Source organism: Streptomyces sp. NPDC002788 (genome assembly GCF_053592115.1).
The window spans coordinates 700,331-723,831 of record NZ_JBSFVB010000001.1; the positions used below are offsets into that span (position 1 = coordinate 700,331).

At 71.3% G+C, this 23,501-nt stretch carries 23 protein-coding genes; 8 read left to right on the plus strand and 15 right to left on the minus strand.

All coding sequences use genetic code 11. From position 1 onward, the window contains the following. Nucleotides 1-200: 200 nt before the first annotated feature. On the minus strand, nucleotides 201-1,178 hold the full coding sequence (locus ACWD1U_RS03015; protein WP_451103901.1) for an adenosine kinase: 978 nt from the start codon (nucleotides 1,176-1,178) through the stop codon (nucleotides 201-203). A gap of 247 nt (nucleotides 1,179-1,425) precedes the next feature. On the opposite strand from ACWD1U_RS03015, the gene ACWD1U_RS03020 reads away from it, so the two are divergent. Next, nucleotides 1,426-2,097 carry a potassium channel family protein gene (locus ACWD1U_RS03020; protein ID WP_451103902.1) on the plus strand — a complete coding sequence of 224 codons (672 nt, stop codon included), beginning with the start codon at nucleotides 1,426-1,428 and terminating at the stop codon, nucleotides 2,095-2,097. Next, nucleotides 2,097-2,774, plus strand: a complete 678-nt coding sequence (locus tag ACWD1U_RS03025; protein WP_184989401.1) for a potassium channel family protein — start codon at nucleotides 2,097-2,099, stop codon at nucleotides 2,772-2,774. Before ACWD1U_RS03020 ends, ACWD1U_RS03025 begins: the two co-directional genes overlap by 1 nt. Before the next feature lie 110 nt (nucleotides 2,775-2,884). Here ACWD1U_RS03025 and ACWD1U_RS03030 read toward each other — a convergent pair whose 3' ends face one another. The 7 genes from ACWD1U_RS03030 to ACWD1U_RS03060 form a co-directional block, all read right to left on the minus strand. Next, the gene (locus tag ACWD1U_RS03030) at nucleotides 2,885-3,616 is read right to left on the minus strand and encodes a DUF3159 domain-containing protein (protein ID WP_451103903.1); all 732 of its coding nucleotides are present in this window, start codon (nucleotides 3,614-3,616) and stop codon (nucleotides 2,885-2,887) included. Between the two features lie 3 nt (nucleotides 3,617-3,619). Continuing rightward, nucleotides 3,620-4,018 carry an OB-fold nucleic acid binding domain-containing protein gene (locus ACWD1U_RS03035; RefSeq protein WP_451103904.1) on the minus strand — a complete coding sequence of 133 codons (399 nt, stop codon included), beginning with the start codon at nucleotides 4,016-4,018 and terminating at the stop codon, nucleotides 3,620-3,622. 75 nt (nucleotides 4,019-4,093) lie between these two features. Continuing rightward, nucleotides 4,094-4,777 (minus strand): response regulator, encoded by a 684-nt coding sequence (locus ACWD1U_RS03040; protein WP_451103905.1) that lies wholly within the window; start codon nucleotides 4,775-4,777, stop codon nucleotides 4,094-4,096. Further along, nucleotides 4,774-7,317, minus strand: coding sequence for an ATP-binding protein (locus tag ACWD1U_RS03045; RefSeq protein ID WP_451103906.1), 2,544 nt, complete (start codon nucleotides 7,315-7,317; stop codon nucleotides 4,774-4,776). Before ACWD1U_RS03045 ends, ACWD1U_RS03040 begins: the two co-directional genes overlap by 4 nt. A gap of 399 nt (nucleotides 7,318-7,716) precedes the next feature. Continuing rightward, the gene (locus ACWD1U_RS03050; protein WP_451103907.1) at nucleotides 7,717-8,469 is read right to left on the minus strand and encodes a DUF3710 domain-containing protein; all 753 of its coding nucleotides are present in this window, start codon (nucleotides 8,467-8,469) and stop codon (nucleotides 7,717-7,719) included. Between the two features lies 1 nt (nucleotide 8,470). After that, nucleotides 8,471-9,040: a dUTP diphosphatase gene (dut, locus tag ACWD1U_RS03055; RefSeq protein WP_451103975.1), complete on the minus strand. Its 570-nt coding sequence runs from the start codon at nucleotides 9,038-9,040 to the stop codon at nucleotides 8,471-8,473. 149 nt (nucleotides 9,041-9,189) lie between these two features. After that, nucleotides 9,190-9,774, minus strand: a complete 585-nt coding sequence (locus tag ACWD1U_RS03060; protein WP_451103908.1) for a PaaI family thioesterase — start codon at nucleotides 9,772-9,774, stop codon at nucleotides 9,190-9,192. 58 nt (nucleotides 9,775-9,832) lie between these two features. Between ACWD1U_RS03060 and ACWD1U_RS03065 the strand changes: the two genes are divergently transcribed. Further along, nucleotides 9,833-10,291 (plus strand): DUF3093 domain-containing protein, encoded by a 459-nt coding sequence (locus tag ACWD1U_RS03065; protein WP_451103909.1) that lies wholly within the window; start codon nucleotides 9,833-9,835, stop codon nucleotides 10,289-10,291. Nucleotides 10,292-10,509: 218 nt separating this feature from the next. Here ACWD1U_RS03065 and ACWD1U_RS03070 read toward each other — a convergent pair whose 3' ends face one another. The 4 genes from ACWD1U_RS03070 to ACWD1U_RS03085 form a co-directional block, all read right to left on the minus strand. Next, the gene (locus ACWD1U_RS03070) at nucleotides 10,510-11,496 is read right to left on the minus strand and encodes a hypothetical protein (protein WP_451103910.1); all 987 of its coding nucleotides are present in this window, start codon (nucleotides 11,494-11,496) and stop codon (nucleotides 10,510-10,512) included. A 13-nt stretch (nucleotides 11,497-11,509) separates the two neighbouring features. Continuing rightward, entirely contained in the window at nucleotides 11,510-11,806 is a 297-nt protein-coding gene (locus tag ACWD1U_RS03075) for a DUF4193 domain-containing protein (RefSeq protein WP_003993510.1), read from the minus strand. 406 nt (nucleotides 11,807-12,212) lie between these two features. Then, on the minus strand, nucleotides 12,213-13,445 hold the full coding sequence (locus ACWD1U_RS03080; RefSeq protein WP_451103911.1) for a sensor histidine kinase: 1,233 nt from the start codon (nucleotides 13,443-13,445) through the stop codon (nucleotides 12,213-12,215). Nucleotides 13,446-13,451: 6 nt separating this feature from the next. Continuing rightward, nucleotides 13,452-14,105, minus strand: coding sequence for a response regulator transcription factor (locus ACWD1U_RS03085; protein WP_003993508.1), 654 nt, complete (start codon nucleotides 14,103-14,105; stop codon nucleotides 13,452-13,454). 409 nt (nucleotides 14,106-14,514) lie between these two features. Here ACWD1U_RS03085 and ACWD1U_RS03090 point away from each other — a divergent pair, with 409 nt between their 5' ends. Continuing rightward, entirely contained in the window at nucleotides 14,515-14,691 is a 177-nt protein-coding gene (locus ACWD1U_RS03090; protein WP_451103912.1) for a hypothetical protein, read from the plus strand. A gap of 207 nt (nucleotides 14,692-14,898) precedes the next feature. Here the strand turns inward: ACWD1U_RS03090 and ACWD1U_RS03095 are convergent, their stop codons facing one another. Both ACWD1U_RS03095 and ACWD1U_RS03100 read right to left on the minus strand, forming a co-directional pair. Continuing rightward, nucleotides 14,899-15,714: an inositol monophosphatase family protein gene (locus tag ACWD1U_RS03095; RefSeq protein ID WP_451103913.1), complete on the minus strand. Its 816-nt coding sequence runs from the start codon at nucleotides 15,712-15,714 to the stop codon at nucleotides 14,899-14,901. Nucleotides 15,715-15,722: 8 nt separating this feature from the next. Further along, entirely contained in the window at nucleotides 15,723-16,850 is a 1,128-nt protein-coding gene (locus ACWD1U_RS03100) for a ferrochelatase (protein ID WP_451103914.1), read from the minus strand. Nucleotides 16,851-17,023: 173 nt separating this feature from the next. Here ACWD1U_RS03100 and ACWD1U_RS03105 point away from each other — a divergent pair, with 173 nt between their 5' ends. The 3 genes from ACWD1U_RS03105 to sepH all read left to right on the plus strand — a co-directional run bounded on the left by ACWD1U_RS03105 (nucleotide 17,024) and on the right by sepH (nucleotide 21,451). Then, complete coding sequence (locus tag ACWD1U_RS03105; protein ID WP_451103915.1) at nucleotides 17,024-18,262, plus strand: MFS transporter; 1,239 nt, start codon at nucleotides 17,024-17,026, stop codon at nucleotides 18,260-18,262. Beyond that, nucleotides 18,222-19,541, plus strand: coding sequence for a D-arabinono-1,4-lactone oxidase (locus ACWD1U_RS03110; protein ID WP_451103916.1), 1,320 nt, complete (start codon nucleotides 18,222-18,224; stop codon nucleotides 19,539-19,541). The genes ACWD1U_RS03105 and ACWD1U_RS03110 overlap by 41 nt, the downstream gene beginning before the upstream one ends. An 875-nt stretch (nucleotides 19,542-20,416) precedes the next feature. After that, a complete protein-coding gene (gene sepH, locus ACWD1U_RS03115; RefSeq protein WP_451103917.1) occupies nucleotides 20,417-21,451 on the plus strand; it encodes a septation protein SepH in 1,035 nt (344 codons plus the stop codon). Nucleotides 21,452-21,524: 73 nt separating this feature from the next. Here sepH and ACWD1U_RS03120 read toward each other — a convergent pair whose 3' ends face one another. Beyond that, complete coding sequence (locus ACWD1U_RS03120; RefSeq protein WP_451103918.1) at nucleotides 21,525-22,376, minus strand: sulfurtransferase; 852 nt, start codon at nucleotides 22,374-22,376, stop codon at nucleotides 21,525-21,527. A gap of 252 nt (nucleotides 22,377-22,628) precedes the next feature. Between ACWD1U_RS03120 and ACWD1U_RS03125 the strand changes: the two genes are divergently transcribed. Then, nucleotides 22,629-23,432 (plus strand): VOC family protein, encoded by an 804-nt coding sequence (locus tag ACWD1U_RS03125; protein WP_451103919.1) that lies wholly within the window; start codon nucleotides 22,629-22,631, stop codon nucleotides 23,430-23,432. The last annotated feature ends 69 nt before the right edge of the window (nucleotides 23,433-23,501 follow it).

Here is a 23,501-nt window from a genome sequence, read left to right on the forward strand (position 1 = left end):
CTGCCGATTCCGCAGGTCACCCGCTTCCCATGCCTATATGACTAGCCCCGTCCGATCCCCGGCCGTTGTCCCCTCGGAGGCCCCATGCACACGACCGCAGAGCTGATCGGCGCCGTAGCGACACTGTTCGTCCTCGGAATCCTCACCGTGGCGAGTGTGCGGAGCATCAGCCGGCGCAAGGACGTGTCGCCGGGGGCGCGCTAGACACACGAGCCGGGACGCGGGGCAGGGCCATCACCGGCGTCCGTGCACGGCCCGCTGCCTGCCTGGGCCCGCTCAAGTTCCGCCACCCGCGCGCGCAGTTGCTCCCGCCCGACACCGTCGACCCGCGTCGACGGAACCGTGCAGGCGTGCGCACCCGCCACCGTGCCGTACAGCGCGCAGCGGTGGGGTGGCTCGCCGTTCAGCCAGACGTAGAGGAAGGCGGCCGCGAAGGCGTCGCCCGCGCCGTTGGAGTCGATGACCGGGGACGGGGGCACGGCCGCGGGTACGTGTGTCAGGGCGCCGTCCGTCAGCAGGTACGCCCCGTCCGCCCCGGCGGTGGCGACGACGGTCCGGGCCCGGCCCCGCTCGGTGATCCGCCGCATGGTCCGCTCCGGGTCGGTGAGGGCCGCGCTGGACAGGAAGACCAGGTCGGCCTGATGGGCGAAGGGCTCGTGGTAGGGGTTGGAGCCGTCCCAGTCGTGCAGATCGGTGGAGATCGTGACGCCCGCCTCGCGCAGGACGGGCAGGGCGTGGGCGCACGGCTGGGTGATGACGACGTGGGCGTGCCGGCTGACAGCTGCCAGTTCCCGCACCGTGGCCTCGGGCAGCCGGTCCGTGTCGGCGCAGCGCGTGGCGTCGTACAGGGACATCCGCCTGCCGTCGGGGCCGACAAGGTTGACCGCGCGCTTGGTGCCGAGCGGCTGCGGGACGGGGGTGAGCGCGATGCCCCGGTCGCGGTGCAGCGCGCGGACGAGGTCCCCCTCGGAGTCGTCGCCCAGCATGTCGAGGTGGTGCGTGCGCAGCCCCAGCGCGCTCGCCGCGAGGGCGACGAAGTCCCCGCTCTGCCCCGCCCGCGTCACGATCCCGGGCCGGATCATGTGGCTGTCGGCGAACGGCACGGGCAGTTCGGGCACGTGCACGATCGTGTCCACACCCGCGCCGCCCAGCACCAGGACGTCGATCTCGTGACTCATTGCGCTACCTCCCACCGCCGAAGCCCCGCAGGGCCGTCGGCAACCCCCTCGGCTTTGCCGATACGTTGGAGTCGGACAGTCGAACACGGCATCGGCACCGGAGGGCATCATGGCGTGATTCCACCGGCATGATGTTGCCTGGCGGCCCGCACGCAGGCCGCGACGTGATGCCTTGCGAGCCGAAAGAGAGACATGAGCACGACATTCATGAAGGTCAGAGGGCCTGCAGGAAGCACGGTGTGACGGGATGCATATTGTCATCATGGGTTGCGGAAGGGTGGGTTCCGCTCTGGCCCAGAACCTCGAGCAACAGGGTCACACGGTCGCCGTGGTCGACCAGGACCCCACCGCGTTCCGTCGGCTGGGCTCCTCGTTCGGCGGCCGCCGGGTGACCGGAGTCGGCTTCGACCAGGACACCCTGCGCGAGGCGGGCATCGAGGAGGCCGGCGCCTTCGCCGCTGTCTCCAGCGGTGACAACTCCAACATCATCGCCGCCCGCGTGGCCCGCGAGATGTTCGGCATCGAGAACGTGGCCGCGCGCATCTACGACCCCCGTCGCGCCGAGGTCTACCAGCGCCTGGGCATCCCCACCGTCGCGACGGTCCGCTGGACGGCCGACCAGATGCTGCGCCGACTGCTCCCGTCCGGTGCCGAGCCGTTGTGGCGTGACCCCACCGGCGGCGTCCAGCTCGCCGAGGTGCACACCTCCACAGCCTGGGTCGGCCACAAGATCAGCCGGATCCAGGAGGAGACGGGCGTGCGCGTGGCGTTCCTGACCCGGCTCGGCGAGGCGGTCCTGCCCACCTCGCAGACGGTGCTGCAGGAGGGCGACCTGGTGCACGTGATGATGCGCACCGACGAGGTCGACATGGTCGAGGCGGCGTTCGCCAAGGGTCCCGAAGAGGAGGGCGGTCACTGATGAGGGTCGCCATTGCCGGTGCCGGCGCCGTCGGCCGCTCGATCGCGGGCGAACTGCTGGAGAACGGCCACGAGATCCTGCTCATCGACAAGGCGCCGACCGCCATCTCGGTCGAACGCGTCCCGCAGGCCGAGTGGCTGCTCGCCGACGCCTGCGAGATCACCTCCCTGGACGAGGCTGCGCTCCAGCGCTGCAACGTCGTCATCGCCGCGACAGGCGACGACAAGGTGAACCTGGTCGTGTCCCTGCTGGCCAAGACGGAGTACGGCGTGCCGCGCGTCGTCGCTCGGGTGAACAACCCCAAGAACGAGTGGCTGTTCAACGAGTCGTGGGGCGTGGACGTCGCCGTCTCCACCCCGCGTCTGATGTCGGCCCTGGTCGAGGAGGCGGTGAGCGTGGGCGACCTGGTCCGCCTGCTCCGCTTCAGCCACGGCGACGCCAACCTCGTCGAGCTGACCCTGCCGGAGGAGTCGGCCCTGGCCGGCACTCAGGTCGGCGACGTCGAGTGGCCCGAGGACACGTCCCTGGTCACGATCATCCGCGGCACCCGCGTCCTCACGCCCTCCCGGGAGGACTCCCTGGAGGCAGGCGACGAACTCCTCTTCGTGGCCGCCCAGGCCAGGGAGGAACAGCTGGAGGACTTGCTCTCGGTACGCCGGGACAGCGCGGCGAGCTGAACCAGGCCCCCGCGGGGAGCAAGAGGAGGGGGCGTCCCGACTTCTCGGGACGCCCCCTCCTCTTCCGGTTCCGGCGTCTCTCGGCTCCGGAACTCGTCACGCCGGGAGGTTCACTGCTCGGGCGACCTGGCCGCGGCCTGCCGTTCCCTCTCCTCGGCCGCCTTCTCCTCCGCCTCCATCTCCGCGAACACGTCGATGGGCGCGGGCGCCTTCGCCAGGAACATCCATGTCAGCCACACGGCGAGCAGGAACGGCGGGATCTTGAGGGCGATCAGGACCCAGCCCAGCTGCGTGGTGTCGGCCCACCAGTAGAGCGGAAAGAGAATCGCGCACTTGGCGAGCAGGATCGCACCCCACGCGTAGCTGGCCTTCGCGTAGGCCTTCTTGCGGCCCGGGTTCCGCGTCCGCCAGGAGAGGTTCTCCTTGAAGACCGGGCCGAGAATCAGCCCGATCAGCGGCACACCGCACAGGGTGGTGATGATGTACGCGAGTCCCAGCCCCAACGTGTAGAGCATGCCGGGCAGGTAGAAGTCCTTGGCGTTGCCGGTCATCATCGCGAAGACGACACCGAAGGCCACACCGAAGACACCGCTGAAGGCATGCTTGACGGTGTCCTTCATCACCAGCCGGACCACCACCAGCACCAGCGACACGGCCAGCGCCGCGATCGCCGACAGGTGCAGGTCCTTGTTGATCGTGTAGATGGTGACGAACAGCAGGCCGGGCAGCACCGTCTCGACCATGCCCCGCACGCCGCCGAACGCCTCGAACAGGGCGGCCTCGGTCACCGCCCGTGCGTCGTCCGCAGATGTCTCTTCGGTCGGCTTGTCGAGCGACGTCACCGGCTACTCCCGTCCGAGGGGTCTGAGTTCGTACTTGGGATTGAACAGCACCCGGCGGCCCCGGCTCATGGAGATCCGGCCCGATGCGATCAGCTTGCGCCCCGGTTCTATCCCCACGATGGAGCGCCTGCCGAGCCACACCACGTCCAGTGCGGCGGAGCCGTCGAACAGCTCGGCCTCCAGGGCCGGGACTCCGGCCCGCGGTCGCAGGGTGACCGTGCGCAAGGTACCAGTAACCGTCACTATCTGGCGGTCCTGACAGTCTCCGATCCGGGTGCAGCCGGTGGTCTCGCTGTCCTCCCGCAGTTCCTCGGACTCCAGGTCCTCCTGCGACGAGGAGAGCCGGTCGAGCATGCGCCGGAACCGGCCCGCCGGCTTTTCGGAACGAGGAACAGCACTCATGTCTGAAGCGTACCGGGGCGTGCTGACATCTCCGTACCCCTCAGGTGAGGCCGTGAACCGACGCCCTCCGACCAGTCACTTCTCGAACCGGTACCCCATCCCCGGCTCGGTGATGAAGTGCTTCGGGTGCGAAGGATCGGCCTCCAGCTTCCGCCGCAGCTGGGCCATGTACACGCGCAGATAGTTCGTCTCCGTCCCGTACGAGGGCCCCCACACCTCCTGGAGCAGCTGTTTCTGCCCGACCAGGCGGCCGCTGTTGCGCACGAGGACCTCCAGCAGGTGCCACTCCGTGGGGGTCAGCCGTACGTCCTTCCCGGCGCGGTTGACCTTCTTCGCGGCCAGGTCGACGGTGAACTCGCCGGTGTCCACGACCACGTCGTCCTCCCCGCCGCCGGCCGGCTCGCCCCGGCGCACGGCGGCCCGCAGCCGGGCCAGCAGCTCGTCCATGCCGAACGGCTTGGTGACGTAGTCGTCGGCGCCCGCGTCCAGCGCCTCGACCTTCTCGTCGGAGGTGTGCCGGGCGGACAGCACCAGGATCGGCACCCGCGTCCAGCCGCGCAGTCCCCTGATCACCTCGACGCCGTCCATGTCGGGCAGTCCGAGGTCGAGGACGACCACGTCGGGGTGGCGGGCGGCGGCGAGCCGGAGGGCGCCGGCACCGTCGTGGGCCGCGTCGACCTCGTAGGTGCGTGCCTTGAGGTTGATCACGAGGGCACGCACGATCTGCGGCTCGTCGTCGACCACCAGGACGCGGGTCATGAGGCCTGCCTCTCGGGTTCTGCTGCGGGGAGGGGATCCGGGCCGGTACCCGCCGCGCGGAGGGTGAGGACCATGGTGAGCCCGCCGCCGGGTGTGTCCTCGGCGTTCAGGGTGCCGCCCATGGCCTCGGCGAAACCGCGCGCCACCGCGAGCCCCAGGCCCACGCCGGCACCGCGCGGGGCGTCGCCGTAGCGCTGGAACGGCTCGAAGATGCGGTCCTTGGCCGCGTCGGGGACGCCCGGCCCCCGGTCGACCACCCGTACCTCGACCCGGTCGGCGAGTGCGCTGGCGGCGACGAGCACGGGCGCGCCGGACGGACTGTACTTGACGGCGTTCTCGACGAGGTTGGCCATCGCCCGCTCCAGCAGTCCGGGGTCCACGGCGACCATGGGCAGGGTTTCCGGGACGTCCAGCCCGGCGCTGCCCTCGGGCACACCGCCGAGTGCCATCGGCACCACCTCGTCCAGGTCGACCTCCCGGATCAGCGGGGTGACCGTGCCGGTCTGGAGCCGGGACATGTCGAGGAGGTTGCCGACGAGGTGGTCGAGGCGGTCGGCGCCCTCCTCGATGCCCTCCAGCAGCTCCGCCCGGTCCTCCTCGGACCACGCGACGTCCTCGGAGCGCAGGGAGGTCACCGACGCCTTGATCCCGGCGAGCGGGGTGCGCAGGTCGTGGCTGACGGCGGCGAGCAGCGCCGTACGGATGCGGTTGCCCTCGGCGAGCGTGCGGGCCCGGTCGGCCTCCTCCTGGAGCCGCCGGCGGTCCAGGACGACGGCGGCCTGGGCGGCGAAGGCTGCCAGCACCCTGCGGTCCTCGGCGGGCAGGACGCGACCGGTGAGAGCGAGCGCCATGTGGTCCCCGACCGGCATGTCCACGTCGGCCTGGTCGGGCCGCTCGACGGGGTGCCCCTGGCCGACCCGGCCGGCGCAGGTCCACGGCTCGACGTCGCTCGCCCGCTCCAGCAGGGCCGCGGACTCCATGCCGAAGGTCTCGCGGACCCGTTCCAGCAGCTCTTCCAGACCGGTCTCGCCGCGCAGCACGTTGCCGGCGAGGAAGGAAAGGATCTCGGACTCTGCCCGCAGCCGGGCCGCCTGGTGGGTGCGGCGGGCGGCGAGGTCGACCACGGAGGCCACGGCCACCCCGACCGCCACGAAGATCAGGATGGCGACGATGTTCTTCGGGTCGGCGATGGTCCACCGGTGCAGGGGCGGTGTGTAGAAGTAGTTCAGCAGCAGGGAGCCCACCGCTGCCGAGGCGAGCGCCGGGAGCAGCCCGCCGAGCAGGGCGGCGGCCACGGTCAGCGCCAGGAACAGCAGCATGTCGTTGGCGAGGCCGAGGTCGACGGTGCCGAGCAGCGCCGCGAGGACGGGCGGGCCGGCGACCCCGACGATCCAGCCCCATACCCGGCGGGAGCGTCCGAGGCGCGCGCCTCGGGCCACCGGCAGTCCGCGGCCCTTGGCGACCTCGCCGTGGGTGACGATGTGCACGTCCAGGTCGGGCCCGGACTCCCGGGCGACGGTCGCCCCGACGCCGGGCCCGAAGACGTACTGCCAGGTCTTGCGGCGCGAGGAGCCCAGCACGATCTGGGTGGCGTTCACCCCGCGGGCGAAGGCGAGCAGCGCGGCCGGTATGTCGTCGCCGACCACGTGGTGGAACGTTCCGCCGAGGTCCTCGACCAGGGTTCGCTGCATCGCGAGTTCCTTGGGCGAGGCCGAGGTCAGCCCGTCGCTGCGGGCTATGTAGACGGCGAGCACCTCGCCGCCGGCGCCCTTCTCGGCCAGCCGCGCGGCCCGGCGGATGAGCGTCCGGCCCTCGGGGCCACCGGTCAGGCCGACCACGATCCGCTCGCGCGAGCCCCAGATCCTCGACACCCGGTGCTCGCTGCGGTACTGCGTCAGGTACGCGTCGACCCGGTCGGCCACCCACAGCAGCGCCAGCTCGCGCAGGGCGGTCAGGTTACCGGGGCGGAAGTAGTTCGACAGGGCGGCGTCGACCTTGTCGGGCTGGTAGATGTTGCCGTGCGCCATCCGCCGCCGCAGCGCCTCCGGCGACATGTCGACCAGCTCGACCTGGTCGGCCCGGCGTACCACCTCGTCCGGCAATGTCTCCTGCTGGCGCACGCCGGTGATCGACTCGACGACGTCGCCGAGGGACTCCAGGTGCTGGATGTTGACGGTGGAGACGACGTCGACCCCGGCCGCGAGCAGTTCCTCCACGTCCTGCCAGCGCTTGGCGTTGCGGGAGCCGGGGATGTTCGTGTGGGCGAGTTCGTCCACGAGGGCGACCTGCGGGCGGCGGGCGAGGACGGCGTCGAGGTCCATCTCGGGGAAGACGCCGCCCCGGTGTTCCAGCCGTCTGCGCGGCACCTGCTCCAGCCCGTGCAGCATCACCTCGGTGCGGGAGCGGCCGTGGGTCTCGACGAAGGCGACCACGCAGTCGGTGCCCCGCTCGACGCGGCGGTGCGCCTCGGCCAGCATCGCGTACGTCTTGCCGACGCCCGGTGCCGCACCGAGGTAGATCCGAAGCTTGCCGCGTGCCATGGCCCCATTGTCTTCCGGTCTGTGCCTGCGCAGCGTCGACCTTACGGCCGGCCGGGGCTCCTCGTCCGTGCCGGGCACGCCGGCGGGGCCGTCTTTGACGGAACTCTGACGCGCCCGGCCGATCAGGGGCTCACGCGGGGTTGCCGCCGTGGGTGCGGGTCTCCCAGGCGACGAAGAGGGCAGGTACACGGTGCGCGAGCATGGTGGCGAAGCGGCCGGAGCGGGCCCGGTCCCCCCGGTGCGTGTACTTGTTGATCTCGGCGGCCTCGGGCCAGGAGGAACCGGTCCAGCCGTCTGCCCGTTGCTCGGAGTCGGTAGGCGCAGTGCGGAGGCCGTCAAGGTTCCGCGCACGAGAGAGGGCCGCACCCCGGTGGAATGCGGCCCTGGTGTCGCTGCGGCTCAGCGGACCTCGGTGATCTCCGGTCCGCGCTGGAGCTGCCCCATTCCGCCGGCGAAACGGGAGCCCTCCTCCTGCTGAACGCCCTCGGGAACCATCTGGGCGTCGTTCGGCAGTTTCAGGACGATCGGGTCGCGGGGCGCCATCGGGCCCTCGCCGCGCACCACGACGGTGTCCCGGAAGATCTGCTCCAGCACCCCGGCGGCCTGCGGCTGCACCGCGCCCTGGCCCGAGATGACCCCGCGCAGGAACCAGCGGGGGCCGTCCACACCGACGAACCGCACGACCTGGAAACCGCCGGTGCCGTCCGGCAGCTGCACCGGGACCTGCGCGCGCAGCTCCCAGCCCAGCGGCCCCTCGACCTCGTCGACGATGCCGCCCTGCTGGGTGATGCCGGAGCCGATCTCCTCGCGCACCTCACCCCAGATGCCCTCACGCTTGGGCGCGGCGAAAGCCTGCAGCTGGATGGCGCTGTCGCGCAGCACGACCGTCGCCGCGACGATCGCGTCACCCGCGACCTCGACCCTGAGCTCCATGCCGTCCACGCCGGGCACGAACAGACCGCCCAGGTCGACCCGGCCCTCGCCCGGGTCGCGGACCTCGGAGCTGTCCCAGGGTCCGTCGGGGCGCGGCGCAGGCTCGAGCCTCAGGCGCCCGCCCTCTTCGTCCGCCTCAGTGTCGACACCGTCGACGACCTGCTCGGCCTCGCCGGCCGCGTCCTCGGCGGCATCCCTCTTCTTGCGACGTCCGAACACGTCACTGTCCTTCCCGGTCGGATACGACCGAAGCGTATCGATTCCCACCCGCCTGACCGCCCACGGCGGCCTGACCGCTTGTGCCGCTCGTCCCGTCCACCGCGGCATGGCCTCCGGTGGACCCGAAGCCCCCCTCGGCCCGCGCGGAGCCGGGAAGCTCCGCGACCTCCTGGAAGCGGACCCTCTCGACCTGCTGGACGACCAGTTGGGCGATTCGGTCGAAGCGCTCGAACCGCACGGTCTCGCGCGGGTCGAGATTCACCACGATCACCTTGATCTCCCCACGGTACCCGGCATCAACCGTCCCCGGGGCATTCACCAGGGCGACGCCGCAGCGCGCGGCCAGACCGGATCGCGGGTGCACGAAGGCCGCGTACCCCTCCGGCAACGCCACAGACACTCCCGTGGGCAGCACGGCCCGCTCGCCCGGGGCCAGTTCGCACGCCGCGGTGGTCCGCAGATCGGCACCCGCGTCACCGGGGTGCGCATACGACGGAAGCGGTACGTCCGGATCGACGCGCCGGATCAGCACGTCGACCGGCTGCCGGCTCGAGGGGCTCGTGGGGGTCATGGGGCTCTCCGGGGTGGCGGAGCTGGTGGGGTCGACGGCGTCCAGGGAACTCACTGCGCTCAGAGGTGCGAACGGACTCCGGGAGACCGCCGGGGCAAGAGGGGCCGCCTGGCTCAGAAGGTCGACGGCGCTCCCGGAGCTGTCCTGGCTCACGGGTTCACCTCGAAGGCACGGGTGCGCCGGACCTGGTCCGGGTCGTTCATGGCCGCCTGGATCTCCTCCTGGCGGCCGTGGTCGACGAAGTGGTCGACCTTCACCTCGACGAAGAGCGCGTCGGCGCGTACGGCGACAGGCCCGTCGGGGCTGCCCGCGCGTCCGGTCGCGGTCGAGTAGATCTTCCGCCCGGCCACCGCCGTCGCCTCCGCTTCCAGGTACAGCGTGGTGCCGACGGGCACGGGCCGCACGAAGTCCGTCTCCAGCCGCCCGGTCACGGCGATCGTGCGCAGCAGCCAGTTCAGCGAGCCGAGGGTCTCGTCAAGGGCACTGGTGAGCACGCCTCCGTGCGCGAGACCCGGGGCGCCCTGGTGAGCGGGCTGCACCGTGAACTCGGCGGTGAGGGACACGCCCTCGCCGGCCCGTGCCTGCAGGTGCAGCCCGTGCGGCTGGTCGCCGCCACAGCCGAAGCACTGGCCGTAGTGCGCACCGAGGAGCTCGCCGGGCGCCGGGGCATCCGGATGCCGCACCGGTCGCACGGCGTCGGCCGGTGGCTGAAGAGCGGCGGAAGTACGACTCACAGCCGCAGACCTTACCCGCGCGTCGGCCCGTTCAAGACACCGTGCCAAGCTTGACTCCATGCAGCTCTCCGCCGCCCCGTACGAAGAACGCCTCACCGCCCCGCGGACCTGGTGGCTGATCTCGTTCCTCGTCGGGGTCTCCATGGCCCTGGTCCTGCTCCCGTTCGGCACGCTGCCGATGCTCGGCGGCCTGGCCGGGGGCACCGCGGTCGCGGCCGTCGCCGCGAGCTCTTACGGCTCGGTCCGCATCCGCGTCGTGGGCGATTGCCTGATCGCGGGCGAGGCGAAGATCCCCGTGGCGGCACTGGGCGAGGCGGAGGTGCTGGACGCGGAGGAAACCCGCGCCTGGCGCACCCACAAGGCCGACCCGCGCGCCTTCATGCTGCTGCGGGCCTACATCCCCACGGCCCTGCGCGTGGAGGTCACGGATCCGCAGGACCCGACTCCGTACCTCTACCTGTCCACGCGCGAGCCGGAGCGCCTCGCGGAGGCATTGAGGGCGGCCAAGTCGGCCTGAGGTCTGTCGTCACCTTCCCGTCGTCGCCCGGAGGGCGGCCCCGCGGCGGCAGGTGCGTGCTCTCGGCGTGCCGTGCGGAAGTCCTGCACCGGACGCACTTGGGCATGTTCGCCCGGTGCGGCGGGAGTGCGTGCATGGCGTCGAGGGGCAGGCGGAATGTGACGACAGGGCCTGGCACACCTGTGCGAGGCATCGCCCGGCAGACGGGACGGGCGGGATCAGCGCCCGTCGCCGGGCTGGTCGCCGGGTCTGCCGTCCTGCTGGTGGTCCTCGTGGTGCCGCTGTTCGTGGCGGCCCAGCGGGTCGTTCGTGATCGCGCCCATCTCCAGGGCGTCCGCGGGACGTTGCAGGGCGGGAAGCTGCTCCAGGGACTCCCAGGGCACCTGGAACTTGCGCAGGTCCTCGCGGATCCGGCCGGCGAGTTTCCTCGTCTCGCTGCGGTTCATCGCCGCGCCCACGGCGGCGCCCACCAGGAACGGCATCAGGTTCGGCATGTTGCGGACCATCCGCTTCATGATCCGCTGCCGCAGCTCGCGCTTCATGCGGCTGTTCAGCGCCGTGCTGAACGTCGACGGCTTGGACGCGTCGATCCCGCGCTCCCCCGACCACGAGTCGAGGTAAGCGGTGCTGCGCTGCTTGAGGTTGCCGGGCGGCCGTGCGCCGTACACCTCGTGGAGTTCGGCGATCAGCTTCAGCTCGATCGCCGCGACGCCGGTGACCTCCGCCGCCAGTTCCGTCGGCATCGCCGGCGGCACGGGAAGCATGGCCGCCGCGCCGACACCCGCGCCGACCGTCGCCGTCGCCTTCGACGCGCCCGCCACGAGCTTGTCCGCGAGCTCCTCGGGCCCGAGGCCGGGGAACTGTCTGCGCAGGGTCGCCAGGTCCCGTACGGGGACCCTGGGGGCCAGATCGATGATCCGGTCGGCGAGGTAGGCGAGCCCCGCCCGGGCCCGGTCGCCGCCCTTGCGGGCGCTCGACCTGGCCCGCTCCCGGATCGCCCCCACCCGCCGCCGGGCGACGGGTGCGGGGACGTCCACGGATGCCGGGAGGTCACCCCGGTCCGCTGCCGGTTCGAGCGAGGCCGCCCCCGTACCGGTGGGGCCTCGCTCATCGTCACGCGCGTCGTACCGCGGGCCGTCGGTCGGCCCTTCGTCCGCTTTCCGCTTGGAAAAGCGGCGCTTCCAGGGAGGGGTCGAGCCAGTCACGGCCGACCCGCCCTCAGTCGCAGTCGCGGCAGATCGGCTGACCGTTCTTCTCCCGGGCCAGCTGGCTGCGGTGGTGCACCAGGAAGCAGCTCATGCAGGTGAACTCGTCCTGCTGCTTCGGGAGCACTCGGACTGCCAGTTCCTCGTTCGAGAGGTCGGCTCCGGGCAGTTCGAGGCCTTCTGCGGCCTCGAACTCGTCGACGTCCACGGCGGAGGCCGACTTGTCGTTCCTACGAGCCTTCAGCTCTTCAAGGCTGTCCGAGTCGACGTCGTCGTCGGTCTTGCGTGGAGTGTCGTAATCGGTTGCCATGGTCGCTCTCCCCCTCTGGGTGTCTGCGGTGTCTCCAGCGCACGTAACGCGTGAGAGGCCGGACTTGTGCCCGACCTGAGGCGGAGATTTTGCCTCACATCAAGGTCTGTTACTCAATCGACACCCAACCGGACTCCTCACGAGTGATCGGCTTGGATGGCGATGGGGACCGTACACGGTCCGAATGCCGCACTACAAAGGCGTCTCACCGTGTACTTCCCGTGATCAAGACCCCCGAAAACCGGGACTTTCCCGGCTTTCCGACAGGACACATGATCACGGAGAGTAGATGACCGGAAAGTTGCCCCTGTGATCGATCACACACGGGACACGCACGGCGATGTCTCGGGAATTCCGCGTAAAGCGAACATCTTCGGGTGTCGTCGAGTTGATCGGCGCCATGATCTCAGATGGGCAGCGTGATGCGCATCACGAGCCCCCCTCCCTCGCGCGGCTGCGCGTAGATGTGCCCGCCGTGCGCCCGGGCGACGGACCGGACGATGGACAGACCGAGTCCGACGCCCTTGTCGCTTCCCGTGCGCTCCGTGCGCAGCCGCCGGAACGGCTCGAAGAGGTTGTCGATCTCGTACGCCGGCACAACCGGTCCCGTGTTCGACACGACCAGGACCGCCTGGCCGTGCTGGACGTCGGTGGTGACCTCGACCCAGCCGCCCTCGGGCACGTTGTAGCGCACGGCGTTCTGCACCAGGTTCAGCGCGATCCGCTCCAGCAGCACGCCGTTGCCCTGGACGACCACGGGCTTCTGCTCGCCGCGGATCCGCACACCCTTGCTCTCGGCCTCGGCGTGCACCTGGTCGATGGCCTGACCGGCGACCTCTGCGAGGTCCACCGGGCCCCGCTCGACGATCTGGTTGTCGCTGCGGGCGAGCAGCAGCAGGCCCTCGACGAGCTGCTCGCTGCGCTCGTTGGTGGCCAGCAGCGTCTTGCCGAGTTGCTGGAGTTCCACTGGCGCGTTCGGATCGGACAGGTGCACCTCGAGGAGCGTGCGGTTGATCGCCAGCGGCGTTCTCAGTTCGTGCGAGGCGTTGCCGACGAAGCGCTGCTGGGCGGTGAAGGCGCGCTGCAGCCGCTCCAGCATGTCGTCGAAGGTGTCCGCCAGCTCCTTCAGCTCGTCGTCCGGGCCGTCCAGCTCGATCCGGCGCGACAGGTCCGAGCCCGCCACCGCGCGGGCGGTGCGGGTGATCCGGCCCAGCGGCGACAGGACGCGGCCGGCCATGGCGTAGCCGAACGCGAAGGCGATGACCGCCAGGCCCAGCAGCGCGAGCAGCGAGCGGCTGAGCAGGTTGTCCAGGGCGTGCTGGCGCTGGTCGTTGACGCACTGGTTCATGGCGTTGTTGAACTCGGCGGGCGAGGCCTGGTCGGGCAGGTTGCAGATGTCGCTGGTGACCTTGCCCTCGACGATCTTGAACGGGAGATCGCTGCCCACGTTCAGCGCCTGCGCGGCCAGCAGGTAGATGATCGACAGCAGCAGGATGCCGGCGATCAGGAACATGCCGCCGTAGAGCAGCGTGAGCCTTATGCGGATGGTCGGGCGCAGCCACGGAAAGGGCGGCACGGGCCTTCTGGGGTCCCAGGTGGGCTTCGGGGGCGCCTGGGGAGGCGCTGGAGTCGTTGCCACGGGTGATCAGATCCGGTATCCGGAGCCGGGGACGGTGACGATGACGGGCGGCTCGCCCAGCTTGCGGCGCAGGGTCATGACCGTCACGCGCACGACATTGGTGAACGGGTCGGTGTTCTCGTCCCACGCCTTCTCCAGGAGCTGCTCCGCGGAGACCACGGCTCCCTCGCTGCGCATCAGCACCTCCAGGACGGCGAACTCCTTGGGAGCGAGCTGGACCTCCTTGCCGTCGCGGAAGACCTCGCGGCGGTTGGGGTCGAGCTTGATCCCGGCGCGCTCCAGGACGGGCGGCAGGGGCACGCTCGTACGCCGACCCAGGGCACGCACGCGCGCGATGAGCTCGCTGAACGCGAACGGCTTGGGCAGGTAGTCGTCGGCGCCGATCTCCAGGCCCTCCACGCGGTCGCTGACGTCACCGGAGGCCGTGAGCATCAGCACGCGCGTGGGCATACCGAGCTCGACGATCTTGCGGCAGACATCGTCGCCGTGCACGAGCGGGAGGTCGCGGTCGAGGACGACCACGTCGTAGTCGTTGACGCCGATGCGCTCCAGGGCGGCCGCACCGTCGTAGACGACGTCGACGGCCATGGCCTCCCGGCGCAGTCCGGTGGCCACCGCATCGGCGAGCAGTTGCTCGTCCTCGACGACGAGTACGCGCACGTCCCTGGTCCTTCCTCATGTCCGCCCGCGCAGCGCTGGGCGCACGCGGGCAGGGGTCTTCGACGGTGTCTTGTGTGGTGCCCTCCATCCTGCCCGTTTCGACCATAAGTCGGAGGTAAGGCGAGTGGGGGGCCGAGGGCCCGGGCGGGAATACGAGATTTTCCCCTCCGGTTAGGTTTCCGCGGAAGGGAGCTTGGGGAGGACGGCTTTACATCCCACGATCACGCTCTGCTGGTACCGCACTCCCATGCGGTGCGCACCGATCCGCTTTCCGCAGGGCGGGCGTGGGTGTCCGGCACCGTCGCCGCCCGGCCGCGCGGCGCCGGGCATCCGCATCAGACGTGATCGTCCCTTTTGAACGGCACACCCCCGTGCCATCGACCCACGACCCAGGACGAGGGGGCGCAGCATGGACGCATTCACGGCAGGACTTCTGCAGCGCATAAGGGCGACCGAGTCCGATCTGTCCCGGGCTCGCGACGAGGGCGACGACTTCCTCGTCGAGGTGGAGCAGGGTGAGCTCGACGACCTGCGCCGTCTCGCCGCCGAGCACGGTGTGGAGGTCGGCGCCACGACGAGCGTCTGATCAGGCCGTACGAAGCGGGCCCCGGCGAATCCAGCGCCGGGGCCCGCTTCGTCGTCCCGCGGCGGTGTTCACACGCTGTTCAGCGCGCAGCCGACTGTCGCACGACGGCCCGAGGCCGCGCCCCACGTCGCACGACGGCCCGAGGCCACGCCCGGCGTGGTGCGACGGCCCTGAGCCGCCCTCTGTCGTTCGCGGCCCGGGCGGCTCTCAGTCGTGCCAGGCGCCGAAGTCCTCCAGGAGGCGCTGGAGGGGCTCGAAGACGCCCGGGGTCCCCGCGACCGCCAGATCACCTGACGGGCGCTCACCAGGGCGTCCACCGGTCAGCGCACCCGCCTCCCGGGCGATCAGGTCCCCCGCTGCGAGGTCCCAGGGGTGCAGACCGCGCTCGTAGTAGCCGTCCAGGCGCCCCGCGGCCAGGTCGCACAGGTCGACCGCGGCCGAGCCGCCCCGTCGGACGTCGCGCAGCATCGGGATCAGTCGCTGGGCGACCTCGGCCTGGTGGGCGCGTACCTTCTGGACGTAGTTGAAGCCCGTGGAGACCAGCGCCTGGTCCAGGGGCGGCGCGGGGCGGCAGGCCAGTCGGCGCTCGCCGTCCCAGGCTCCGGTGGCCCAGGCGCCGCCACCGCGCACGGCGTGGAACGTCTCGCCGCGCATCGGGGCCGCGACGACTCCGACGACGGTGTCGCCGTCCTGCTCGGCAGCGATGGAGACCGCCCAGGTGGGCAGCCCGTACAGGTAGTTGACCGTGCCGTCGAGCGGGTCGATCACCCAGCGGATGCCGCTCGTGCCCTCCGTGGAGGCGCCCTCCTCACCGAGGATGCCGTCCTCCGGGCGGCGCTCGGCGATCAGGCCGGTGATCAGCTTCTCCGCCGCGATGTCCATCTCCGTGACGACGTCGATGGGGCTGGACTTGGTCGCGGCGACCGCGAGATCGGCCGGACGCCCGTCCCGCAGCAGCGCGCCGGCGTGGCGGGCGGCCTCCTGGGCGAGTTCGAGCAGGTCCGTGTGCAGGGGGTCGGTCACAGGGCTCCTCACGCGTAGGTGCTGTCGGCGCCCGCGGCGGCGGGCCGGGGGGCACGGGCCGGGCAGCAGCCGACCGGGCAGAGGTGGTGGCTCGGACCGAGGGCGCCCAGGGCGCAGGGGGTGACCTGCTGTCCGCGCTCGACGGCGGCGCGCTCCACGACGAGCTCGCGGATCGCGGCGGCGAACCTCGGGTCGGCACCGACGGTGGCCGAGCGGCGCATCGGCAGCCCCAGCTCCTCCGCCTTGGCCTTGGCCTCCGTGTCGAGGTCGTAGAGGACCTCCATGTGGTCGGAGACGAACCCGATGGGGGCGATCACCACGGCCGGGACACCGGCCGCGTGCCGCTCCTGGAGGTGGTCGCAGATGTCGGGCTCGAGCCACGGGATGTGCGGGGCGCCGGAGCGGGACTGGTAGACGAGCTGCCAGGGGTGGTCGACGCCGGTGCGCTCCCGGACGGCGTCCGCGATCAGCTTGGCCACGTCCAGGTGCTGCTTGACGTACGCACCGCCGTCGCCGTGGTCCTCGACGGGCCCGGAGGTGTCGGCTGAGGCCGTCGGGATCGAGTGCGTCGAGAAGGCGATGTGCGCCCCGTCCCGGACGTCCTCGGGCAACTCGGCGAGGGACCGGATCACCCCGTCGATCATGGGCTCGAGGAACCCCGGGTGGTTGAAGTAGTGCCGCAGCTTGTCGATCTTCGGCAGCTCAAGGCCCTCGGCTTCCAGGGCGGCGAGGGAGTCGGCGAGGTTCTCGCGGTACTGGCGGCAGCCCGAGTACGAGGCGTAGGCGCTGGTGGCGAGGACCAGGACGCGGCGGCGGCCGTCGCGGACCATCTCGCGCAGCGTGTCCGTCAGGTAGGGCGCCCAGTTGCGGTTGCCCCAGTAGACCGGCAGGTCCATGCCGTGATCGGCGAAGTCCTTGCGCAGGGCGTCCAGCAGGGCACGGTTCTGGTCGTTGATCGGGCTGACCCCGCCGAAGAGGAAGTAGTGCTGCCCGACCTCCTTGAGGCGTTCCTTGGGGATGCCTCGCCCGCGCGTCACGTTCTCCAGGAACGGGACCACGTCGTCCGGGCCTTCCGGGCCGCCGAAGGAGAGCAGGAGCAGGGCGTCGTAGGGGCTGACATCGCGCGCGTCTGGCATGAGTCGATCCTGCCACCCGGCACCGACGGGCAGGAAACGGCGGGGTGACACGTGCGCGACCGGTGGCGTCGAGGCCGGTCCGTGACTGGTTTCCGGCCCGGTGTCTGAGGGCTTCTTCACGCGTAAGCTGTATCCCCTGCGTTCGCAGGTTACCGAGCCCTTCGGAGACCCCGTTGCCCAGCCCCTACCTCGCCCTGTTCGCCGCTCCCGGCTCCAAGCGGTTCTCCGCAGCGGGCTTCCTCGGTCGCATCCCGGTGTCGATGATGGGCATCGGCGTGGTCACCATGATCTCCCAGCTCACCGGGAGGTACGGGCTGGCCGGTGCCCTGTCCGCCACCATCGCGCTCTTCGCCGCAGTGGCCGGACCGCAGGTCTCGCGCCTGGTCGACCAGTACGGGCAGCGGCGGGTGCTGCGCCCGGCGACGCTGATCTCACTCACGGCGGCGGCCGTCCTGCTGTTCGCCGCGCACTACGGGTGGCCGGACTGGGTGTTGTTCGTGGCCTGCGCCGGCGTCGGGTGCGTACCGAGCGTCGGCGCGATGATCCGCGCCCGCTGGGCGGCCCTGTACCGGGGCACCCCGCAGCTGCACACCGCGTACTCCTTCGAGTCCGTGGTGGACGAGGTGTGCTTCGTCTTCGGGCCGATCATCTCCATCGGCCTGTCCACGGCCTGGTTCCCTGAGGCCGGTCCGCTGCTGGCCGCCTGCTTCCTGGCCGTCGGCGTGTTCTGGCTGACCGCGCAGCGCGCCACCGAGCCCGAGCCGTACCCGCGCGAACGCGAGGCCGGCGGCAGCGCGATGCGCGCGCCGGGGCTTCAGGTCCTGGTGGTCACCTTCGTCGCCACCGGGGCGATCTTCGGTGGGGTAGACGTGGTGACCGTGGCCTTCGCCGACGAGGAGGGGCACAAGGCCGCCGCGAGCATCGTCCTCGCGCTGTACGCGGCGGGTTCCTGTGTGGCGGGCATGGTTTTCGGGCTGCTGCACTTCGCCGGGGCACCGGAACGCCGGTGGTTGCTGGGCGTGTGCGCCATGGCCGTGAGTATGATCCCCCTCCTACTGGTCGGAAACTTGCCGTCTCTGGCCGTGGCGCTGTTCGTTGCGGGTCTGTCCATCGCTCCGACGATGATCACGACCATGTCCCTCATCGAAGAGCACGTACCACGCGCGCAGCTCACCGAAGGCATGACCTGGGTGAGCACCGGGCTCGCGGTCGGGGTCGCACTCGGCTCCTCCGCGGCCGGCTGGGTGATCGACGCGGCCGGGGCGCGTGCGGGGTACGGGGTTCCGGCAGTGTCCGGAGCCGTCGCGGTCGCGGTGGGTTTCCTCGGGTTCCGCCGGCTCAAGCGACCGGCACCGGGTCGGGGAGGCTCCGTTGAGCAGCACAGCGAACGGAAAGAACGGCACGTGGCGTAACTGGGGCGGCAACGTCTTGGCGCGTCCCGCGCGGGAGGTCACCCCGGCCTCCGTCGACGAGCTGGCCGCCGCCGTACGGCGGGCAGCCGAGGACGGCCTGAGGGTGAAGGCCGTCGGCACGGGGCACTCCTTCACGTCCATAGCCGCGACCGACGGTGTGTTGATCCGCCCTCAACTGATGACCGGCATACGCGACATCGACCGCGAGGCCATGACGGTCACGGTGGAGTCAGGCACCCCGCTCAAGAGGCTCAACATGGCTCTGGCCCGTGAGGGCCTGTCGCTCACGAACATGGGCGACATCATGGAGCAGACCGTCTCCGGGGCCACCAGTACGGGCACGCACGGCACCGGCCGCGACTCCGGCTCGATCGCCGCCCAGATCAAGGGCCTGGAACTGGTCACCGCCGACGGCTCGGTCCTCACCTGCTCCGAGAAGGAGAACCCGGAGGTCTTCGCGGCGGCCCGCGTCGGCCTCGGCGCCCTGGGCATCGTCACCGCCATCACCTTCGCCGTCGAGCCGGTCTTCCTGCTCACGGCCCGCGAGGAACCGATGCCGTTCGACAAGGTCCTCGCGGACTTCGAGGAACTGTGGGCGGAGAACGAACACTTCGAGTTCTACTGGTTCCCGCACACCGGGAACACCAACACCAAGCGCAACAACCGCAGCGCGGGCCCGGAGAAGCCGGTGCCCCAGCTCCAGAGCTGGTTCGAGGACGAGTTCCTCTCCAACGGCGTCTTCCAGGTGGCCAACTGGGTCGGCCGAGCGGTGCCCGCCACGATCCCCGTGATCGCCCAGATCTCCAGCAAGGCCCTGTCCGCGCGGACCTACACCGACATCCCTTACAAGGTCTTCACGTCCCCGCGCCGGGTGCGCTTCGTGGAGATGGAGTACGCCGTTCCGCGCGCGGCCGTCGTCGAGGCGCTGCGCGAGCTGAAGACGATGGTCGACCGTTCCGGCCTCCGGATCAGCTTCCCCGTCGAGGTGCGCACCGCCCCCGCCGACGACATCACGCTGTCCACCGCCTCCGGCCGCGACAGCGCGTACATCGCCGTCCACATGTTCCAGGGCTCGCCCTATCAGCGGTACTTCACCGCGGCCGAGCGCATCTTCACCGCGCACGAGGGCCGTCCGCACTGGGGCAAGATCCACACCCGGGACGCCGAGTACTTCTCCCGGGTGTATCCGCGGTTCGGCGAGTTCACGGCGCTGCGGAATCGCCTCGACCCTGATCGGCGGTTCCAGAACGACTACTTGCGCAGGGTTCTGGGGGCGTAGGCGACGCGCTCGGGCTGATGTGCCCGGGGTCCTCGCTCGCGGTGGCGGTGGGGTCGGGCTCGGTGCCGTACCGCCGCCCTCGTCAGGGGAGGGTGAGGCGTCCCCGTCCGAGGGTGCGCCGATGCCGGAGGGGCCGGTCGTAACCCCGCCGTCATCCCCCGAACCGGAGTCCGAATCGTCGAAGTTTCCCGAGCCGCCGGAAAGCCCCGGGGCCTCCGAGCCGCTTGAAAGCCCGGAGTCCGGCGAGGAGTCACGGCCACCGGAGAAGGCGTCGCCGACCGAGGTGCTGCGTCCGCCGCTGAGGTTGCGGCCGGACACGAGCTCGTAGGTGGTGATTCCGGCCATCGTGACGTCGAAGGCGACGGCCGCGGCGAGCACCGGACGCTTCCAGCCCCTGACCCGGGCGCGGTGGACGGTGCCCTCGCTGAACTCGCCGGGTGGCGGCGGTGCTCGGGCCGCGGACACGACCGCCGGCCAGCGGGCCACGACCCTCGCGCCGCGGAAGTTCCCCACGTTCAAGATCGAGAAATGGGGGCAAGGGGTGGCCATGTCCCCCGTCTTGCCGGAAGTTCGGCGGCGTGCCAATCCACGCACGTGGCCCAAATGGAGTACTGTGGCGAACCCTGGGTCCGGTCTCCCGTCAGGGTGTACGGGGCCTTTAAGGACCGCCGGGAGGGGGCTAGTTGCACAGGGTGATGAAGTTCGTCACTTAGCGTTGCGAATAGGTAACCGTGCCATAACGGCGATCCAGGGCCCGCGCCCGACACGCCGGGCAACTCGGCAAGGTTGTGGCAGGCTGCACCCGGGCAGGCCACACTCGACTAGCGGAAGCAGCGACGCACGTGACGTCGGCAGGCACCACCCGGGAGGTCCCCATGCCCGAACTGCGTGTCGTGGCCGTCTCGAATGACGGCACACGGCTGGTGCTGAAGGCTGCGGACAGCACGGAGTACACGCTTCCGATCGACGAACGGCTCCGCGCCGCCGTACGCGGCGACCGTCCCCGCCTCGGCCAGATCGAGATCGAGGTGGAGAGTCACCTCCGCCCCCGCGACATCCAGGCGCGTATACGTGCCGGTGCGACCGCGGAGGAGGTCGCGCAGATGGCAGGCATCCCCGTCGACCGGGTGCGCCGCTTCGAGGGCCCGGTGCTCGCCGAGCGTGCCTTCATGGCCGAACGGGCCCGCAAGACCCCGGTCCGCCGTCCCGGCGAGAACTCCGGTCCGCCACTGGGCGAGGCCGTGCAGGAGCGGCTGCTGATGCGCGGCGTCGACAAGGACACCGTCCAGTGGGACTCGTGGCGTCGCGACGACGGCACGTGGGAGGTCCTGCTGGTCTACCGCGTCGCGGCCGAGCCGCACTCGGCGAGCTGGACGTACGACCCGCCCCGGCGGCTCGTCCAGGCCGTCGACGACGAGGCCCGCTCGCTGATCGGCGAGTCCGACGACCTCGCCGCGCCCGAGCCCAGCTTCCCGTTCGTCCCCCGGATCGCCCGGCTGCCGCGCGACAGACCGCTGGACCGTCCCGCCGACCGCGAGCGGCCCAGCCTGCCCGCGCAGGCGTCCGAACCGATCGAGGAGAGCACGGGCGAGCGCGACTCGCTGACCAGCCTGCTGGAGGCGGTGCCGAGCTTCCGCGGTGATCTCGTCGTTCCGGAGCACCCCGCGCCGGAACCCGACGAGGAACCCGTCGTCGAACCCGAGGAGGAGGAGCCCCCGGCTCCCGCGGCCTCGGCCGGTTCCGCCTACGCGGACGTCCTCATGCCGCGCTCCGTCGGCAGCCACCGCGACCGCCTCATCGGTGCCACCGACCGCCAGGCCGAAGCCGACGGCGTCCGTCCCGGCCGCAGAGCGGCCGTCCCGAGCTGGGACGAGATCGTGTTCGGCACACGGCGCAAGAAGCAGGAGTAGCCGACTCCGGCTGCAAGAGGTGCAGGGGACAAGGGGCCGCGCCTTCCGGGCGCGGCCCCTTCGTCATGCCGGGTTACCGGGGATCCGGCCCCACCGCGACCGGCCGGTCCGGGTCCGAGGACCACTCCGACCACGACCCCACGTACAGCTCCGCCGGAACGCCCGCGACCGCCAGCGCCAGGACCTCGTGGGCCGCGGAGACCCCGGACCCGCAGTACACGCCGACCGGCGAACCGCCGGACACGCCGAGCCCCTTGAAGCGCTCGCGCAGTTCCTCGGCGGGCAGGAAGCAGCCGTCCGCCCCCACGTTGTCCGTGGTGGGCGCAGACACCGCACCCGGGATGTGCCCGGCCACCGGGTCGATCGGCTCGGCCTCGCCCCGGTACCGCTCCCCCGCCCGCGCGTCCAGCAACACCCCGGACCGCGCCAACTCCGCGGCGGCGTCGGCGTCGAGCAGTCCCGTGACCCCCGGCTCGGGCACGAAGTCGCCCTCCGCCGGGGCCGGCTCGGACTGCTCCAGCGGGCCCTCCCAGGCCGGCAGCCCGCCGTCGAGGACCCGCACGTCCGGGTGACCCGTCCAGCGCAGCAGCCACCACGCCCGGGCCGCCGCCCAGCCCTGGCCGCCGTCGTAGACGACCACCGGCACCGTGGACGACACGCCCGCCCGTCGCATCGCGGCACCGAAGACCGTGAGATCGGGCAGCGGGTGCCGGCCGCCCTGGCCCGGCGCGGAGGCCAACTCCCGGTCCAGATCGACGTAGACGGCCCCGGGCAGATGCCCGGACGCGTACGCGGCCCGGCCGTCGAACGGTGGTTCACCGGCCGCCTTGGCCGCGGTGAGCTGCCAGCGGACGTCGAGCAGGACCGGCGGGCGGGGGCCCGCCAGGTCGGTCGCGAGGTCGGAAGCGGAGATGATGGCGTTCATGACCCCATCCTCGCGCACGGGGGTGGCCGAGCCGTCCGTGTCCGGCTACTCTGCTCGGCCGGACCCGGGCGATCACGCGGCGTACGGGAACAAGCACATGCTGTACAGCTGAACGACAGGTGCCGACAAGCGCGCCGCAAGGGACAGGGGCCCGCACATCGGGCATTCTCCCGGGCAGAAGCCGCCCCACAGGGCGTGCCCCACGAGGGCTGCGGAGAGCACGGCCACCACGAGGCCGAGAAGAGAGTGACGATGACCGACGCACGGGGGTCGGCCCGCCCGAACGGCGAGGCGCCCGCTCGGCACACACCCGGCGTGCCCTGCTGGGTGAGCCTGATGGTGCACGGACTTGACGCGACCGAGGAATTCTACGGAGCGCTGTTCGGCTGGGAGTTCCAGCCGGGCCCCCAGCAACTCGGCCCCTACGTGCGCGCGCTGCTCGACGGGCGCGAGGTGGCCGGCATCGGGCGGCTGCCGCCGGACCGGCATCTGCCCATCACGTGGACGCCCTACTTCGCCTCGGAGAACGTGGATCTGACGGCCGAGACCGTGCGCAGCCGTGGCGGCACGATCGGCGTGGGGCCGCTGGACGCCGCCGACGCCGGGCGTCTGTCCATCGGCTCCGATCCCTCGGGCGCGGTCTTCGGCGTCTGGCAGGCCGCCGCGCATCTCGGCACGGTCGTCTCGGGCGTCGCCGGTACGCCCGCCTGGAACGAGCTGCTCACCTTCGAGTCGGCGAGCGCCGCCAAGTTCTACCGGACGGTGTTCGGCCTCGAGGAGGAGCCGGTGATCTCCGCCGACTTCGACTACGTGACCCTGCATCTGGACGGCCGGCCGGTCGCCGGGATCCACGGACTGGGCCAGGCCCTGCCCCGCGACCGGGGCCCGCACTGGGTGACCTACTTCCAGGTCGCCGACGTCGACGACGCGCTGGACCACCTCGTCCACCTGGGCGGGCAGGTCCTCAAGCCGGTCCACGACACGGCACAGGGCCGGGTGGCGGCGGTGGCGGATCCGGAAGGGGCGCGGTTCGCGCTGCTGCAACGACCGAGTTGACGGTCCCCCGGGACAGTCGGTGAGGCGGTGGACGCTGGGGCTGTGGCGCTGCTGCTCGGCCTGCCGCAC